Raw genomic sequence first — 15,173 nt, 5'->3', positions numbered from 1 at the left:
GTCCCCGTCTCCCCAGCGGGTGCGCCCCCGACACCGCCCGCCTCTCGGACGAGCGTGTCGCATGACGTCTCCGGTCCATGTCCCCGACCGCACGCCACACACGTGCGCTCACTCCTCGCGACTTCGGCCATACCACTCCCCCCCGGCCAATTCCCCGCCCAATCTGCACATCCCGGAAGCCCCGTATCCACTGTCAATGAGGGCGGTTGTCGCAAAGTGAGGCGGGGCCCCTCCCCTGGGCCGGGGTGACGGTTGGGCGCAGGACTGCGGCGTGTCAGGAAGGTGTCACGCGGGTAGGATGTGGCCATGTCCCGCTCGGCCCGACGCATCCCCACCGTGAACCTGTCCCACTACCGCTCCGGCACTCCCGAGGAGCGGGCCCGCTTCGTCCAGGTGTTTGGCGACGCGCTCAAGGAGTTCGGCTTCGTGACCGTGGAAGGCCACGGCGTCGAGGACGCGCTCATCCGCCGCACGTACGCGGACGTGGAGCGCTTCTTCCAACTGCCGGAGTCCACCAAGACGCGCTACGCGGTGCCGGAGCGTCCGGGGCAGCGCGGCTTCATGGCGTTCGGCCAGGAGCACGCGAAGAACCGCAAGGTGGGGGACATGAAGGAGTTCTGGCACGTGGGCCGCGAGCTGCCCGTGGGCCATCCCTACCGCGAGGACTACGGCGCCAACGTGTGGCCGGAAGAGGTGCCCACGTTCCGCGACCACACCCTGACGCTCTACAAGGAGCTGGACGACGCGGCGACGGTGATGCTGCAGGCGCTCGCGGACTACCTGGGCATCGCGCGCAACACGTTCAGCGACATGACGGTGGATGGCAACTCGGTGCTGCGGCTCATCCACTACCCGCCCCTGAAGGACCGCTTCATCCCGGGCGCGGTGCGCGCGGCCGAACACGAGGACATCAACTTCATCACGCTCTTGTGCGAAGGCACGTCCGGCGGCCTGGAGCTGCTCACGCGCGACGGCGAGTGGATTCCCGTGGATACGCTGCGCGGGCAGATCGTCGTGGACTCGGGCGACATGCTCAGCCGCGTGATGAACGGCATCATCCCGTCCACCACGCACCGGGTGGTGAACCCGCCCAGCACGGAGCAGGACACCGTGCGCTACTCGATGCCCTTCTTCGTGCACCCGTTCTCCGACTGTATCCTCAAGCCGCTGCCGCAGACGGAGACACCGGACAACCCCGCACGCCACCCGCCCATCACCGCGGACGCGTTCCTCAAGCAGCGCCTGCGCGAGCTGGGCTTCCTCAAGTAGGCGCCTGCGCCAGCAGCTCCGAGAGGTGCACGCGAAAGTGGCGTGTGCCCTCGGCCCCATGGAGCCAGGGGCCCCGGCCCGTCAGCCACGTGGGCTGCCATGCCCGTCCCGTCTCGTCCGTGAGCACGACGGTGGCCACGCGGCCCAACCGTTGGACGCCCCGGTCGTGCAGCGTGAAGAGCCGGAGCTGGCACGAGTCCTCGTAGCCGCCCCCGAACAGGACGTGCGTGTCGCTGACGACGATGGCGTGCGCGCCCCGCACCGGCGACTCCCAGACCGTGGGAGCCCTTCCTGTCCGCATGCGGATGAGGGGGAAGTCCGTGTAGCTGTAGAACCAGATCTCCTGCTCCGACGCGACGTTGAGCGCGTAGCAGTCCGCCATGGCGTGAAGTCCGAGCGCCTCCTTCACGTCGCTGGACAGGCGCTGCCCCAGGGCGTCGAAGCGCACCAGGCCGTCCTCGCCAATGGGCCTGGAGGCGGCGTCACCCCGTCCCCAACCGTAGTTGCCGAAGATGCCTTCATCGAAGTAGCTGACCCAGACCTGTCCGTCGGCGGTCGTCTGCACGTCCGCGATGCCATCGCCCAGGGTCATCTCCCGCACCAGGGTCCCCTCGCGTGAGTAGACCCTCGCGTTGCGGTCGGGCTGCGTGGAGCGGTAGCGGCACCGGGGGCTCACGAGCAGCACCTCGTTCCCGGGCAGCGGCTGGACCTCGTGGAAGTCCGTCAGCGCTGAAGGCAGGGGGATCCGCTCCCAGACATCCGACAGGTCCACGTAATGGAGGACCTCACTGCCCTCCGCGAGCAGCCACAGGTCGTTGTCCGGCCCCACGCCCCGGGCCTTCACCGCACGCCCCGCGAGCGTTTCGCCCGCGTCGACCAGGGCTGGGACTGCGAGCTGGAGCGTCTTCTTCATGCGCAGCGCGGGTTGCTTGCGTGGGGCCATGGCGAGGCGTGGACGGAAGCTCAATCTGAAACTGACGGTCCCTCCTGTGTCCGGCACCCGGACGACCCGGCCCACGAGGCTCGCACCTCCCGGGGAGCGGTGCCATCCTCCCCCACCCGTGGCCACCTCCCTCGAACTGTTCGCCATCCAGCCGCGCGTCACGCTCGACGACTACGCCTCGCCGGAGACGTTCGCCGCGCACCACCGGGCCCTCGCCGCGCGGGTGGACGCCCTGCGCGCCCGGGATGCTTCGGGCCGGCCACTGCATCCTGCGCTCGCCGTGTGGCCGGAGATGGTGGGCGCGGCGCTCGGGTTGATGGGGCACCTGCCGCGCGTGCGACGCTGCAAGACGACGAACGGCGCGATGACGCGCGTGGCGCTCGCGGAGTGGTGGGCGCTGTTCCAGACGTGGCGCGCCTTCCGTCCCCCTTCGATGGAGGAGTGTCTCTACGCCACGGTGGCGCCCCGCGTGCACCGGGCCCTGTTCGAGACCTTCTCCGGCATCGCGCGCGATTACGGCCTGTGGGTCGTCGCGGGCAGCGCGCTGCTGCCCTCCAACCGCCTGGGCATCGACACGCCCGAGTACGCGCCCGCGTTGGCCCGCACCTTCAACACCAGCTACACGTTCGCGCCGGATGGTCACTGTGTGGGCGTCACGCGCAAGGTGAACCTGGTGCCCACGCAGGAGGACGTGCTGAACCTCAGCCCCGGCCGTCCGGAGGACCTGCCCGTGGTGGACACGCCCTTCGGAAAGCTGGGCACGCTCATCTGCTACGACGGCTTCCGCGAGCCGCACACCTCCCATGAGCCCTGGTTCGTGCCGTGCGCGCAGTACCTGGACGCGCTGGGCGTGGACGTGCTCGCGCAGCCCTCCGCCAACGCCTGGGCCTGGGACGCGCCCTGGGCCTTCAACGCGCCGGGCGAGTCCCAGTTGCGCCGCGAGCAGTGGTTCAACGAAGGCCTCTTCACCCAACTGCGCACGCTCAAGCGCGTGCGCTACGCGGTGAACCCGCAGCTCACCGGGGGATTCTTCGAGAACACCTTCGAGGCCCCTTCGCTCATCCTGGAGCGCCGGGGCCCGGACGACGTGCACGTGCTCGCCCAGTCCGAAGACCCACGCGGCGAGGACGTGCTCCACGTCACCGTGCCGCGTTAGTCCCCGAGCTTCTTCTTCAAGAGCTCGTTGACGAGGCCAGGGTTGCCCTTGCCCTTCATCGCCTTCATCACCTGGCCTACGAAGAAGCCGTACACGCTCTTCTTGCCGGCCTTGTACTTCTCCACCTCGCCCGCGTTCTTCGCGAGGATGTCGTCCACCACCGCCTCCACCGCGCCCACGTCACTCACCTGCGCGAGGCCCTTCTCCGCGATGATGTCCGCCGGAGCGCGGCCGGTGCGGAACATCTCCCCGAGCACGTCCTTGCCCGCGTTCGCGGACACCATGCCCTTCTCCACCGTGGCCAAGAGTTCGCCCAACTGCGCCGGCGTGAAGCGCAGCGCGGACAGCGGCGTGCCCTCTTCCTTGAGCAGGCGGCTCAGCTCGCCCAGGAACCAGTTGGAGAGCTTCTTCGCGTCCGGCACGTGCGCGGCGCAGGCCTCGAAGAAGTCCGCCAGCGGGCGCTCGGCGGTGAGGATGCGCGCGTCGTAGGCGGGCAGTCCGTACTGGGCCATGAAGCGCGTGCGCTTCGCGCGGGGCAGCTCCGGCAGCGACTGCGCCTGCGCGTCGCGGAGCGCGTCCGACACGATGAGCGGCTGGAGGTCCGGCTCCGGGAAGTAGCGGTAGTCGTGCGCGTCCTCCTTGGAGCGCATCGACCGGGTGATGCCCTTGTTCACGTCCCAGAGGCGCGTCTCCTGGTCCACCTTGCCGCCGGACTCGAGGACGTCCACCTGCCGCGCGGCCTCGTACTCGATGGCCTGCTTGAGGAAGCGGAACGAGTTGAGGTTCTTCAGCTCGCAGCGCTGACCGTAGGTGGTGGAGCCCTTGGGCATCACCGACACGTTGGCGTCGCAGCGGAAGCTGCCCTCCTCCAGGTTGCCGTCGTTGACGCCCAGGTACACCAGCACGTCGCGCAGCACCTTGAGGTACTCCACCGCCTCGTCCGCGTCGCGCAGGTCCGGCTCGCTGACGATCTCCATCAGCGGCACGCCCGCGCGGTTCAGGTCCACCAGGCTCTGGCCCGCGGAAGCGGACGCGTCGTGCACGCTCTTGCCCGCGTCCTCCTCCAGGTGGATGCGCCGCACGCGCACCGTCTTCTCACCCGACGGCGTGTCGATGACGAGCTCGCCCCACTCGCAGATGGGCTGGTCGTACTGGGTGATCTGATAGCCCTTGGGCAGGTCCGGGTAGAAGTAGTTCTTCCGGCTCCACACGCTCGTGGGCTTCACCGCGCACCCGAGCGCCAGGCCCGTGCGCACCGCGTACTCCACCACACGCTGGTTGAGCACCGGCAGCACGCCGGGCATCCCCAGGCACACCGGACAGGTGTGGTGGTTGGGCTCGGCGCCGAACGCGGTGGAGCAGCCGCAGAAGATCTTCGACTGCGTGAGCAGTTGCGCGTGGACCTCGAGGCCGATGACCGTCTGGAAATCGCTCAGGGGCATGGCGGTGTCACCCTTGCCGGCGTCCGCTCCCCGCTAGACGGGGACGGCGCGGCGGAAGAAGTCGTGCTCGCGCTCGAACGCGCGGGCGATGCGCAACAGGCGGGCCTCGTCGAACGGGCGACCCAGGATCTGCAGGCCTACCGGCAGCCCGCCTTGCGTGAAGCCACACGGCACCGACAGCCCGGGCAGGCCCGCGAGGTTGCAGGGCAGCGTGTAGATGTCCATCAGGTACATGGACAGCGGGTCGTCCACCTTCTCGCCCAGCTTGAACGCCGGCACCGGCGACGTGGGCGACACGAGCGCGTCCACCTGCTGGAAGGCCCGCGTGAAGTCCTCGCGGATGAGGGTGCGGACCTTCTGCGCGCGCAGGTAGTAGGCGTCGTAGTAGCCGGCGGACAGCGCGTAGGTGCCCAGCATGATGCGGCGCTTCACCTCCGCGCCGAAGCCCTGGCCTCGCGTCTGCGTGTACAGCTCCTTGAGCCCGCGCGCGTCCTTCGCCCGCTGTCCGTAGCGGATGCCGTCGTAGCGCGCCAGGTTGCTGGACGCCTCCGAGGAGGCCAGCAGGTAGTACGTCGCGAGCGCGTACTTCGTGTGCGGCAGCGACACATCCACCAGCGTCGCGCCCATCCGCTCGAACTCCTCCAGCGAAGCGCGCAGCGTGCCTTCCACCTCCGGGTCCATGCCGGCGGTGAAGTACTCGCGGGGCACGCCCAGCTTGAGCCCGCGCACCCCATCCTCCAGGCCCGTGAGGCAGTCCGGCGTCGCAACGTCCGCGGACGTGGAATCGAGCGGATCATGCCGCGCGATGAGCTGGAGCAGCGCGGCGGTGTCCCCCACCGTGCGCGCCATGGGACCGGGCTGATCCAACGACGAGGCGAAGGCGATGACGCCGTAGCGCGACACCCGGCCGTAGGTGGGCTTGAGCCCCACGGTGTTGGTGAACGCCGCGGGCTGGCGGATGGAGCCGCCCGTGTCGGTGCCCAGCGCGCCGAACACCTCGCGCGCCGCGACCGCCGCGGCCGAACCACCGGACGAACCGCCCGGCGTGCGCGTCAGGTCCCAGGGGTTGTGGGTGGGGAAGTACGCGCTCGACTCGTTGGACGAGCCCATGGCGAACTCGTCCATGTTCAGCTTGCCCAGCAGCGGCAGGCCCGCTTCCTTCAGCAGGCGCACCACGGTGGCATCGTACGGAGGAACGAAGCCCTCCAGGATGCGCGACCCGCAGGTGGTCTCCACGCCCTGGGTGAGGAAGATGTCCTTCAGGCCCACCGGCACGCCGTCGAGCGCGCTGGCGGGACTGCCCGCGTGGCGGCGCGCGTCGCTGGCCTCGGCGGCCTTGAGGGCCCCGGCTTCATCCACGCGCAGGAAGGCCCGCACCTTCGGGTCCACCTGGGCGATGCGCTGGAGGCTCGCCTGCGTGGCCTCCACGGAGGACACCTCGCGTGAGGCCAGCTTCGCGGCCAGCTCCAGCATCGACAGGTCGGTGAGCGTCGACGACATGGCGGGCTACTCCAGGATCTTCGGGACCGCGAAGGCGGTGCCCACCTTCGCGGGCGCGTTGGCGAGTCCCGCTTCAGGGGGCAACGACGGCCGCATCACGTCCTCGCGCAACAGCGAGGACGCGAGCGTCGCGTGGGAGGTGGGCTCCACATGGCTGACATCCAGCGCTTCCAGCTCCGCCACCGCGTCCAGGACCTGCGACAACTGCGTGGCGTAGCGCGCCTCCTCTTGCGGCGTCAGCGACAGCCGCGCCAGGGTGGCCACGTGCCGGACCTGCTCGAGTGTGAGGGCCATGGGGACGCCTCCTCCTAGAGGCTCTGGACGATGCGGTGACTACGAACGCTTGAACAGGTTGAGGATGGCGCCCATCACCTTGCCGCCCTGCTCGTGGCCGTGACCGCCCAGCAGGTGCTGCAACTCGCCCGCGTCCAGCCACACGCCATGGCAGTTGAAGCAACTGTCCAGCTCCACGTTGCCCTGCTTGAGCGTCTGCAGGTCCATGCCGCACTTGGGGCACTTCATGTAGTGCAGCTTCTTGAGGTCCTCGCGCTGCTGGGCGGCCGTCTCCTGGGCCTGCTGGAGGGCCAGCTTGCGCTTGGCTTCGATCTCCTCGCGCGCGAAGTAGTCGTCTTCGTTGTGGGAGGGCTTGTCGGGGGTCAGGTCGGACATGGTTCGGGTTCTCCTTGGCGTCAGGCACCATACCCTCTCCCCGGAGGGTCGCAGCCGAAATGTAGGCCCTGTCCCGCCCCCTCTGACGCCTGCTGGAAAGTTGACCCGACCCCCTCTCTCCCTATTCTCGCCGCGCGGATTGCTACAGCTCGCTACGCGGCTGGAATCGGGCAGAGGGAACCGGGGTCCATGACAGCGGCCAAGAAGGGTGGTCGGGCGGAGAAGGCAGTGCTCTCCCGACAGGAAATCGCGACCAAGCGCAAGGCGCTCGCGAACAAGAAGATGAAGGCAGGGGGCGCGGCGAGCCCGGCCAGACGGGCGCTCGCGGGCGTCTTCGTCCTGGCCGCCTCGCTGCTGGCCCTGCTGGCGGTCGCCACGTTCGACGCGCATGACCGGGTGGGACCCGGCTTCCACAACGCGGTGGGCCCCATGGGCCACCTCATCGCGGAGACGCTGCGGGGCGCGCTGGGTGTGTGCGCCTACTTCATCCCCGTGGGTGGCATCTACACCGCCGTGGTGCTCTTCGTGGGCAACCGCGAGCGGCGCCGCCTGCCGCAGATCATCTCCCTGGCCCTGCTTACGTGCAGCGTGGCGGTGCTCTCGCAGCTCATGTTCGCCAAGGACAAGGGCTGGGCGCATCCGCCCGGTGGCGCCCTGGGCGCGGGCCTGGGCGGGCTGATGGAGGGCATGTTCTCCACGGTCGGCACCGTCATCCTCGTCACCGCCATCAGCGCGGCGGCGCTCATCGTGGGCACGCAGTACACGTTCTTCAAGCTGTGCTCGCTGGTGTGGGCCGGCCTCACCGTGCTGGGCCGCCGCATCTCCGAATCCGCCCACGTCTTCTGGGAGGCGCAGAAGGTCTCCTACCAGGCCCGCCAGGAGCGGCTCGCGCAGGAGAAGGAGGAGGAGGCCGCGTTCCTCGCCGAACTGGAGGCCGAGGAGGAGGAGCTCTCCGAGGCCGAGCGTCTGGCCGAGGAGGCCGAGGCCGCCGAAGCGGAGTCCATGGCCGAGGAGGCCGTGCGCCTCGCCCGGCAGACGGAAAAGGAGCAGGTCGCCAACGCGAAGAAGGCCCTCAAGGATTCACGCGAGCGCGAGAAGCTGGAGAAGAAGCTCGTCCGCGAAGAGGAGCCCGAAGAGGACGATGACGACGCGCGGGACGAGCAGCCGTCCCTGCCCCCGGAGCGCGCCGAGCGCCGTTCGCCGGGCGCGGATCCGGCCTGGGCCGCATCCTTCCTTGCCCCCCAGCCGCAGCTCCCCGCGAACACCGAAGGCGCCGAGCCGCCGCGCCGCGCCCGCAAGACGCCGCAGATCGTCACCCCGCCCTCCGCGCCGTCCTCGCCTCCCGTGCCCGCCGCGGCGCTCGCCGCCCCGGTGGCGGAAGCCCCCGCGAAGCCCCTGGTGGCGGAGAAGCCCGTCGCGGCCTCGCCCGGCAACGCGCTCGTACCCGCGCCGCCCTCCGCGCTGGCGCGCATGCCCCTCATCGTGGAGCCCAAGGCCCCGCCCAAGCCCACCGCGGTGAAGCGTCCGCAGGATCAGTTCGAGTTCGTCGGTGACCGCAAGAGCTTCTCGCTGCCGCCGCTGGACGTGCTGGAGGCGGACAAGAAGGAGCGCACCGCGCTGGACAAGGACGCGTTCCTGGTCACGGCGGAGAAGCTGCGCGCGAAGCTCGCGGACTTCGGCATCGTGGGCGAGGTGGTGGAGATCCGCCCCGGTCCCGTCGTCACCATGTACGAGTTCCTGCCGGGCCCGGGCATCAAGGTCAGCAAGATCGCCGCGCTCCAGGACGACCTGGCCATGGCGATGGAGGCCATGCGTGTGCGCATCGTCGCCCCCATCCCCGGCAAGGGCGTGGTCGGCATCGAAGTCCCCAACCGCGACCGCGAGACGGTGTTCCTCAAGGAGATCGCAGAACAGGACACGTTCCAGAAGAGCGCCAGCAAGCTCACCATGTGCGTGGGCAAGGACATCGAAGGCATGCCGTACGTCTTCGACCTGGTGAAGGCGCCCCACCTGCTCATCGCGGGTACCACCGGCTCCGGCAAGTCCGTGGCGGTGAACGCGATGATCATGAGCATCCTCCTCAAGGCCACGCCCGAGGAGGTCCGCTTCATCATGGTGGACCCGAAGATGCTGGAGCTCTCCGTCTACGAGGGCATCCCGCACCTGCTGCTCCCCGTCGTCACGGACCCCAAGAAGGCCGCGCTCGCGCTGCGCTGGGCGGTGGAGGAGATGGAGCGCCGCTACCAGCTCCTGTCCGAGGCGGGCGTGCGCAACATCGCCGGCTACAACAAGCTGGTGGAGACCAGCGCGTCGGAGGTGAAGGCCGCCGCGCCCGCCCCCGCCGCGAAGAAGAAGACCAAACCCAAGAAGCTCTTCGTCGTGGACGTGGAGGGCAGCACGTCCCCCGCGTCCGCGAGCGAGGGCATGGGCGTGGCCGCTCCGCGCGAGGACGACTCCGACGAGCTGCGTGAAGCCATCGTCTCCGATCCCGCCCCCGACCTGGAGGCCGACGGCGAGGTGGACGCGGAGTTCGAGGAAGAGGGCGACGCGCCCGAGCCGGTGGAGGCCGCTGGCGAGGCCAAGAAGGAGCTCAAGAAGCTGCCCTACATCGTGGTCATCATCGACGAGCTCGCGGACCTGATGATGGTCGCGAGCCGCGAGGTGGAGACGTACGTCGCCCGGCTGGCGCAGATGGCGCGAGCGGCCGGCATCCACCTGATGGTCGCGACGCAGCGTCCGTCCACGGACGTCGTCACCGGCATCATCAAGGCCAACTTCCCCACGCGCATCAGCTTCATGCTGCGCTCGAAGCCGGACTCGATGACGATTCTCGGCACGGTGGGCGCGGAGGCCCTGCTGGGCATGGGCGACATGCTCATCATGCCGCCGACGAGCGCCCACCTGCAGCGAGTGCACGGCGCCTACGTGTCCGAGCAGGAAATCAAGAAGGCGGTGGACCACCTCAAGGCCCAGGGCAAGCCCGTCTTCGACGAGTCCATCCTCAAGCCGCGCGACGAGGACGTGGAGGGCGGAGAGCAGGAGGACGAACTGTCCGACGAGCTCTACGACCAGGCGCTCGCGGCGGTCAGCGAGATGCGCTCGGTCTCCATCTCCATGCTCCAGCGCAAGATGCGCATCGGCTACAACCGCGCGGCGCGCATGATTGAGCGCATGGAGCGCGACGGCGTGGTGGGCCCCGCGGACGGCGCCAAGCCCCGCGAGGTGCTGCTGCGCGGCCTGGGCGACATGCCCGGCGCTGGGGCGATGTAGCCCAGCGCCAACGCGCTCCCCGGGGAACGGACACCCGTTCCCCGGACGTTTCCCCTCGGGGGCGCTCCGGACCTGCTCCGGGCGCCCCTTTGTCCTTTCGTCCCAGGACCCGGAGCCCTCCCGAATGATCGTCGCCATCTCCCGCTTCCGTGCCCCGCCCGAAGAGGCGGACGGCTGGGTCCAGCGCCTCCAGGAGCGCTCGCGGCGGGTGGACGGCTACGCGGGCTTCCTGGGCCTGGAGGTGCTGCGCTCGTTCGAGCGCTCGCCTGAAATCCTGCTGGTGACGCGCTGGACGGACCGCGACGCGATGAAGGCCTATTTCCAGTCCGAGGACTTCCAGCGGGCCAGGGGGGCCAGCGCCGCCCAGGAGGACGCCACCTTCGCGCTGTACGAGGTCGTGGCCACATGACATTCGGCCCGCGCTCGTCTAAGGGCGGTGCACCATGGCTGAACGTCTTGCCCTATTCGCCACCGCCGCACGCGGCACCGAGGACCTGCTGGCCGAGGAGTTGAAGGAACTCGGCGCGAAGCGCATCCGCCAGGACCGCGGCGGCGTGCGCTTCATGGCCGCGCTCGACGAGGCCCTCAACGTCTGCCTCTGGTCCCGCATCGCGATGCGCGTGCTCTACCCGCTGGGCGAGTTCGAGGCCCCGGGCGCGCAGGGCCTCTACGACGCCGTGGCCAGCGTGCCGTGGGAGGAGCACCTCACCACCAACGTCACGTTCGCGGTGGACGCCAACCTGAAGGACACCGAGCACGCGCACTCGGGCTTCGTGGCGCTGAAGGTGAAGGACGCCATCGTGGACCGGCTGCGCACCAAGCTGGGCTCGCGCCCGGACGTGGACACGCGCAACCCGGACGTGTCCGTGGTGGCGCACCTGGTCAAGGAGAAGCTGTCCCTGTCCCTGGACCTGGTGGGCGACCCGCTCCACCGGCGCGGCTACCGCGTGCGCCCCACCCCCGCGCCCTTGAAGGAGAACCTGGCCGCGGCCCTGCTGCGAGCGGCGGGCTACACGGGCCAGGAGGCGCTGGTGGATCCGATGTGTGGCTCGGGCACCATCGTCATCGAGGGCGGCCTCATCGCCCGCAGGCGCGCCCCGGGCATCGGCCGCAGCTTCGCGGTGGAGCGCTGGCCGCACATGGGCCCCCGGGCGCGCGAGCTGCTCGCGGACCTGCGCGCGGACGCGCGGCGCAACGAGCGCAAGGTGGAGGTCCCCATCCTCGGCTTCGACAAGAGCGAGGAGGCCCTGGAGGCCGCGGACCGCAACGTGAAGGCGGCGAAGCTGGGCGAGGAGGTCCAGCTCGCGGAAGGCGACGCGACGAAGCTCGGGCCTCTTCCGGAGGGCGGCGGGCTCATCCTCACCAACCCGCCCTACGGCGACCGGCTGGGCTCCGGCGGGCAGAAGGGCATGAAGACCTTCTACTTCAAGCTGGGCGACTCGCTGCGCGCGCTGCCGGGCTGGAAGGTGTGGGTGCTGTCCGGCAACCCCGCCTTCGAGAGCGCCTTCCACGCGCGCCCGGCGATCCGCCGCGACGTGTGGAACGGCCCCATCCCCTGCACCCTGCTGGGCTACCGCGCCCCGGCCGGCCTCTCAAAGCCGGTGCTCGGTGCGCCGGGCGAGTCGCTGGAGGTTGCTCCGGTGCGTCCAGAGCATGAGGACAAATAGGCCCGCGGTGAGCAGCACGTAGTCGCGGGAGTGCGCGGTGAGGAACGCGGTGACGATGGCGACGACGGCGGCGGACAGCGAGCCCACCGAACTGACGCGCCACTTCGCCACCACCAGCCCGTAGATGACCGCCCCGGCGAGCGCCGCCGTGGGCACCAGCACGCACAACACGCCCAGCGCGGTGGCCACGCCCTTGCCACCCTTGAGCTTGAGCCACACCGGGTACACGTGCCCCAGCACCGCGGACAGCCCCACCAGCGCGTGCGCCAGTGAGTCCCCCGGCATCCAGTGCAGCGCGAGCCCCACGGGCACCGCGCCCTTGACCGCGTCCAGCAGCAGCACCACCGCGCCCAGCTTCTTGCCCGCGACGCGCGTGACGTTGGTCGCGCCGATGTTGCCACTGCCGCTGTCGCGCACGTCCACGCCGCGCAGCCACCGCGTCAGCAGCACGCCGAAGGGAACGGAGCCGCAGAGGTAGCCCAGCAGGAGGAAGGCGGAGAGCACGGAGGAAGGGGCGCGGCGATTAGGACAGCAGGTGCGGGAAGCGGGTGCGCACCACGACGTAGGCGTAATTGACGAGCAACACCAGGGGGAACGCGATGCGCACCCACCGCCATTCGCGCTCTTCCAGTTCGACCTCCGGAATGGGCAGCGCGAAGACGAAGTGCAGCAACGTCAGCACCGCGGCCACCGCGAACAGCAGCGCGAACACGGTGCCCAGGGGGTTCGCCTCCCAGGCCCCCGGGATGTTGAAGTGCGCGACGCGGTCCGCCACGCGGGTAAGCCCACAGCCCAGGCAGGGCCAGCCTGTATGCTCGCGCAGCACACAGCCCCAGAACGGGATGAGCCGCGCCACGGGGACATACCGGCCCACGAGCAGCCCCCCGAGTCCGACGAGGCCGAGCCATTCGAATGAACCCAACCGGCGGTTGGGGGCGGGGATGGTGACCTTCATACGCTCCTCGCGCCGAGTGTGCGGGACAAGCCGGAAGGATGGAAGGGCCGCCTTGCCCGGGCCCGGAAACCTGGGCTAAGCGAACGGGCATGCACATGCTCCGCTCCGCCCTGCTGACGTTGGTCGCCGTTCCCCTCGTGGCCCTCGCGGCGGAGAAGACGCCCGCGCCCGCCAAGGCCGCCGCCGAGAAGAGCGACTGCCACCACCCCGCCGAGGCGAAGGCCGCCGAAGCCCCCAAGGCCGCGGACACCGGCTGGACGCTCACCCGGGGCGAGGCCCTCAAGGGCGCGCCCGCCGTGAAGCTCGCGGAGCTGCTGGCGAAGCCCCAGGCCCACGACGGCAAGTCCGTGCGCGTGGAGGGCCAGGTGCGCAAGGCCTGTGAGAAGAAGGGCTGCTGGATGGAGCTGGCCCAGGACGCCAAGAGCCCGGGCGTGCGCGTGACGTTCAAGGACTACGGCTTCTTCGTCCCCCTGGACTCCGCGGGCTCGCAGGCGCGCGTGGAGGGCGTGGTGAAGGTCGCCGAGCTGAGCGACGCCCACGCGAAGCACTACGAGGCCGAGGGCGCCATCGTCCCGCGCGGCGCCGACGGCAAGCCGCGCGAAATCCAGCTCGTGGCCTCCGGCGTCGAACTGCGCCGCCCGTAGCATGGGAGGCCGCAGCTTCAGCATGCGAGGCGTGCAGGGCGCGGCCGACCGGGCCGTGCAGCACGCCCGCGCGTGGCTCCTGGAGACGGAGCCCGGGTCGCGCGTGCACGACGTGCAGTTGGATCCACGCTTCCAGCACCGGGGCGTGGACCTGCTGTGGGAGCTGGCATCGGGCGAGGTGCGCGGCATCGAGGTGAAGGGCGACCGCAACGCCACCCGCCGCCGCTACTTCTTCGAGCTGGTCTCCAACCTGGAGAAGGACACCCCCGGCTGCTTCCTCTACAGCGGCGCGGACCTGATGGTGTACGTGTTCCTCACCCAGGGAGAGCTGCACGTGCTGCCCCTGCCCCGGGTGCGCGAGTGGTTCCTGGGCCGCGCGAAGGACTACGCCCTCAAGCACGCCTTCACGCAGACGGGCGCCATCCGCTACACCACCGTGGGCGCCGTGGTGCCCGTGCGCGACGTGGCCGAAGGCGTGCCCGGCGTGAGCGCGGTGAAGCTCAAGCGTGCGGCCCCGGAGCTGCCCGGCAAGCCGGACGCCCAGGCGCCGACGCCCGACGCCGGGGCCTCGAACGAAACCGCGGGACTGGCGGCAGCCGCTCCCCCCGCCGCGACCGACGCCGGGGCTCCGGAAACACGGAGCCGCCGGCGCACGGGGACGCGGTGAGCGACCGCCTGGAGCGCTAACGCCGGCGCTGCGGCTGCGCGTGCTGGTGCCGGTGCTGACGGTGGCCCGGGTGCATCTTGTCGTGCTGGGCCTCCAGCCGCTCCTGCGTGCCCATCAGCTCCAGCAGCGCGGCGCGGTCGTTCTGCTGCTTGAAGATGTGCTCCAGGCGGGGCACCAGGTCGAGCGACAGGTGGATGTCGTTCGCCTTCTCCGCCTCCGCCAGCAGCGAGCGGCCTTCGATGGACGCGTCGATCCACGCCTGCAGGTGGATGAGGCCGTCCACCGCCAGCAGGCGGGAGATGGGCGCGCGCGCCGTGTCGTGGATGAGGTTCTTCAGGTCCTGGATGGCGGGCTCGCGCTCGCCCCGGGCGGAGCGGACCACCGCCTGGGAGATGCCGCGACGGTCGGGAAGCAGGAACTCCTCGATGTCGGCGAACGCCGTCGCGTCGTCGTGGTGGCCCTGGGCGGCCAGCGACTCCGCCAGGCTGTCGAACAGCTCCGCGTCCTTCTCCGAGAAGGGCGCTAGCGCCTCCTGGAGGAACGGCGCGGGCAGCGCGCCCTTGTCATCCAGCGTCAGCCTCGAGCGCAGCGACTTCAGGCGCTCGAAGGCGGCGGGCACCGGGGCGTCCTGCAGTTTGTTCAGGCGCTGCACGAGCGCGTTCATCAGCGCCGCCAGCCCTTCGGTGAACTCCTGCGGGGACACACGGTCGCCCATCCAGCGGCGCCACAGTTCCACGGCTGCGGCCACGACGTAGTCCTTGAACGGGCCGGTGCCCTTCCAGGCGCCCTTCCACTGCTGGGCGATGCCCAGCGGGTACGCCGTCTCCGCGAGCTTGCGGTAGTCCGCCTCGCTCATGGGGATGCCGTAGTGCCCCAGCGTGCCCAGCAGGGCCTCCGTCGGGTAGTCCTTGAGGCCCTTCGTCTGCCACGACTTTTCCACGCGCTGCGTGCTCACCAGATGCGCTCCGAGGCCATGCGAGTGCCGGCCATC

Annotated in this window: 15 protein-coding genes; 7 read left to right on the top strand and 8 right to left on the bottom strand. The window is 70.2% G+C overall.

Going from position 1 to position 15,173, the window contains the following annotated elements; translation table 11 throughout:
- Positions 1–306: 306 nt before the first annotated feature.
- Positions 307–1,269: an isopenicillin N synthase family dioxygenase gene (locus tag D7V88_RS14925; protein WP_120541313.1), complete on the top strand. Its 963-nt coding sequence runs from the start codon at positions 307–309 to the stop codon at positions 1,267–1,269.
- On the opposite strand, the gene D7V88_RS14920 is transcribed toward D7V88_RS14925, so the two are convergent.
- The gene (locus D7V88_RS14920; RefSeq protein WP_120541312.1) at positions 1,262–2,212 is read right to left on the bottom strand and encodes a YxiH-YxzG fusion protein; all 951 of its coding nucleotides are present in this window, start codon (positions 2,210–2,212) and stop codon (positions 1,262–1,264) included. The two genes, D7V88_RS14925 and D7V88_RS14920, sit on opposite strands and share 8 nt — an antisense overlap.
- Before the next feature lie 118 nt (positions 2,213–2,330).
- Here D7V88_RS14920 and D7V88_RS14915 point away from each other — a divergent pair, with 118 nt between their 5' ends.
- A complete protein-coding gene (locus tag D7V88_RS14915; protein WP_244238156.1) occupies positions 2,331–3,368 on the top strand; it encodes a carbon-nitrogen hydrolase family protein in 1,038 nt (345 codons plus the stop codon).
- On the opposite strand, the gene gatB is transcribed toward D7V88_RS14915, so the two are convergent.
- The 4 genes from gatB to D7V88_RS14895 are packed head-to-tail and all read right to left on the bottom strand — an operon-like array spanning position 3,365 to position 6,979.
- Entirely contained in the window at positions 3,365–4,810 is a 1,446-nt protein-coding gene (gene gatB / locus D7V88_RS14910; RefSeq protein WP_120541310.1) for an Asp-tRNA(Asn)/Glu-tRNA(Gln) amidotransferase subunit GatB, read from the bottom strand. The two genes, D7V88_RS14915 and gatB, sit on opposite strands and share 4 nt — an antisense overlap.
- A gap of 33 nt (positions 4,811–4,843) precedes the next feature.
- Entirely contained in the window at positions 4,844–6,310 is a 1,467-nt protein-coding gene (gene gatA, locus D7V88_RS14905) for an Asp-tRNA(Asn)/Glu-tRNA(Gln) amidotransferase subunit GatA (protein WP_120541309.1), read from the bottom strand.
- A gap of 6 nt (positions 6,311–6,316) precedes the next feature.
- Positions 6,317–6,604: an Asp-tRNA(Asn)/Glu-tRNA(Gln) amidotransferase subunit GatC gene (gene gatC / locus D7V88_RS14900; RefSeq protein WP_120541308.1), complete on the bottom strand. Its 288-nt coding sequence runs from the start codon at positions 6,602–6,604 to the stop codon at positions 6,317–6,319.
- A gap of 39 nt (positions 6,605–6,643) precedes the next feature.
- A complete protein-coding gene (locus tag D7V88_RS14895; protein ID WP_120541307.1) occupies positions 6,644–6,979 on the bottom strand; it encodes a TFIIB-type zinc ribbon-containing protein in 336 nt (111 codons plus the stop codon).
- A 189-nt stretch (positions 6,980–7,168) separates the two neighbouring features.
- On the opposite strand from D7V88_RS14895, the gene D7V88_RS14890 reads away from it, so the two are divergent.
- The 3 genes from D7V88_RS14890 (at position 7,169) to D7V88_RS14880 (ending at position 11,916) form a co-directional block, all read left to right on the top strand.
- The gene (locus D7V88_RS14890; RefSeq protein ID WP_120541306.1) at positions 7,169–10,249 is read left to right on the top strand and encodes an FtsK/SpoIIIE family DNA translocase; all 3,081 of its coding nucleotides are present in this window, start codon (positions 7,169–7,171) and stop codon (positions 10,247–10,249) included.
- A gap of 124 nt (positions 10,250–10,373) precedes the next feature.
- Positions 10,374–10,658: an antibiotic biosynthesis monooxygenase family protein gene (locus D7V88_RS14885; protein WP_120541305.1), complete on the top strand. Its 285-nt coding sequence runs from the start codon at positions 10,374–10,376 to the stop codon at positions 10,656–10,658.
- Between the two features lie 34 nt (positions 10,659–10,692).
- Positions 10,693–11,916: a THUMP domain-containing class I SAM-dependent RNA methyltransferase gene (locus D7V88_RS14880; protein WP_120541304.1), complete on the top strand. Its 1,224-nt coding sequence runs from the start codon at positions 10,693–10,695 to the stop codon at positions 11,914–11,916.
- Here the strand turns inward: D7V88_RS14880 and plsY are convergent.
- Both plsY and D7V88_RS14870 read right to left on the bottom strand, forming a co-directional pair.
- The gene (gene plsY / locus D7V88_RS14875) at positions 11,842–12,420 is read right to left on the bottom strand and encodes a glycerol-3-phosphate 1-O-acyltransferase PlsY (RefSeq protein ID WP_120541303.1); all 579 of its coding nucleotides are present in this window, start codon (positions 12,418–12,420) and stop codon (positions 11,842–11,844) included. The genes D7V88_RS14880 and plsY overlap by 75 nt on opposite strands.
- A 19-nt stretch (positions 12,421–12,439) precedes the next feature.
- Positions 12,440–12,871 carry a DUF2752 domain-containing protein gene (locus D7V88_RS14870; protein WP_120541302.1) on the bottom strand — a complete coding sequence of 144 codons (432 nt, stop codon included), beginning with the start codon at positions 12,869–12,871 and terminating at the stop codon, positions 12,440–12,442.
- A gap of 89 nt (positions 12,872–12,960) precedes the next feature.
- Between D7V88_RS14870 and D7V88_RS14865 the strand changes: the two genes are divergently transcribed.
- Both D7V88_RS14865 and D7V88_RS14860 read left to right on the top strand, forming a co-directional pair.
- Positions 12,961–13,515 (top strand): DUF4920 domain-containing protein, encoded by a 555-nt coding sequence (locus D7V88_RS14865; protein WP_208726291.1) that lies wholly within the window; start codon positions 12,961–12,963, stop codon positions 13,513–13,515.
- Between the two features lie 22 nt (positions 13,516–13,537).
- The gene (locus D7V88_RS14860) at positions 13,538–14,182 is read left to right on the top strand and encodes a hypothetical protein (protein WP_244238155.1); all 645 of its coding nucleotides are present in this window, start codon (positions 13,538–13,540) and stop codon (positions 14,180–14,182) included.
- 16 nt (positions 14,183–14,198) lie between these two features.
- On the opposite strand, the gene D7V88_RS14855 is transcribed toward D7V88_RS14860, so the two are convergent.
- Positions 14,199–15,137, bottom strand: coding sequence for a hypothetical protein (locus tag D7V88_RS14855; protein WP_208726289.1), 939 nt, complete (start codon positions 15,135–15,137; stop codon positions 14,199–14,201).
- Positions 15,138–15,173: the final 36 nt, after the last annotated feature.

This window comes from Corallococcus terminator (genome assembly GCF_003611635.1).
Taxonomy (GTDB): domain Bacteria; phylum Myxococcota; class Myxococcia; order Myxococcales; family Myxococcaceae; genus Corallococcus; species Corallococcus terminator.
The sequence above is the reverse complement of the archived record's forward strand: the minus strand, read 5'-3'. Positions and strand labels throughout refer to the sequence as shown.

Bases quoted from the DNA above. Each gene is read 5' to 3' on its own strand.
- gatC (WP_120541308.1), bottom strand. From the start codon at position 6,604: ATGGCCCTCACACTCGAGCAGGTCCGGCACGTGGCCACCCTGGCGCGG.
- gatB (WP_120541310.1), bottom strand. From the start codon at position 4,810: ATGCCCCTGAGCGATTTCCAGACGGTCATCGGCCTCGAGGTCCACGCG.
- D7V88_RS14920 (WP_120541312.1), bottom strand. From the start codon at position 2,212: ATGGCCCCACGCAAGCAACCCGCGCTGCGCATGAAGAAGACGCTCCAG.
- D7V88_RS14895 (WP_120541307.1), bottom strand. From the start codon at position 6,979: ATGTCCGACCTGACCCCCGACAAGCCCTCCCACAACGAAGACGACTAC.
- D7V88_RS14865 (WP_208726291.1), top strand. From the start codon at position 12,961: ATGCACATGCTCCGCTCCGCCCTGCTGACGTTGGTCGCCGTTCCCCTC.
- gatA (WP_120541309.1), bottom strand. From the start codon at position 6,310: ATGTCGTCGACGCTCACCGACCTGTCGATGCTGGAGCTGGCCGCGAAG.
- D7V88_RS14880 (WP_120541304.1), top strand. From the start codon at position 10,693: ATGGCTGAACGTCTTGCCCTATTCGCCACCGCCGCACGCGGCACCGAG.
- D7V88_RS14925 (WP_120541313.1), top strand. From the start codon at position 307: ATGTCCCGCTCGGCCCGACGCATCCCCACCGTGAACCTGTCCCACTAC.
- D7V88_RS14870 (WP_120541302.1), bottom strand. From the start codon at position 12,871: ATGAAGGTCACCATCCCCGCCCCCAACCGCCGGTTGGGTTCATTCGAA.
- D7V88_RS14860 (WP_244238155.1), top strand. From the start codon at position 13,538: ATGCGAGGCGTGCAGGGCGCGGCCGACCGGGCCGTGCAGCACGCCCGC.
- D7V88_RS14890 (WP_120541306.1), top strand. From the start codon at position 7,169: ATGACAGCGGCCAAGAAGGGTGGTCGGGCGGAGAAGGCAGTGCTCTCC.
- D7V88_RS14885 (WP_120541305.1), top strand. From the start codon at position 10,374: ATGATCGTCGCCATCTCCCGCTTCCGTGCCCCGCCCGAAGAGGCGGAC.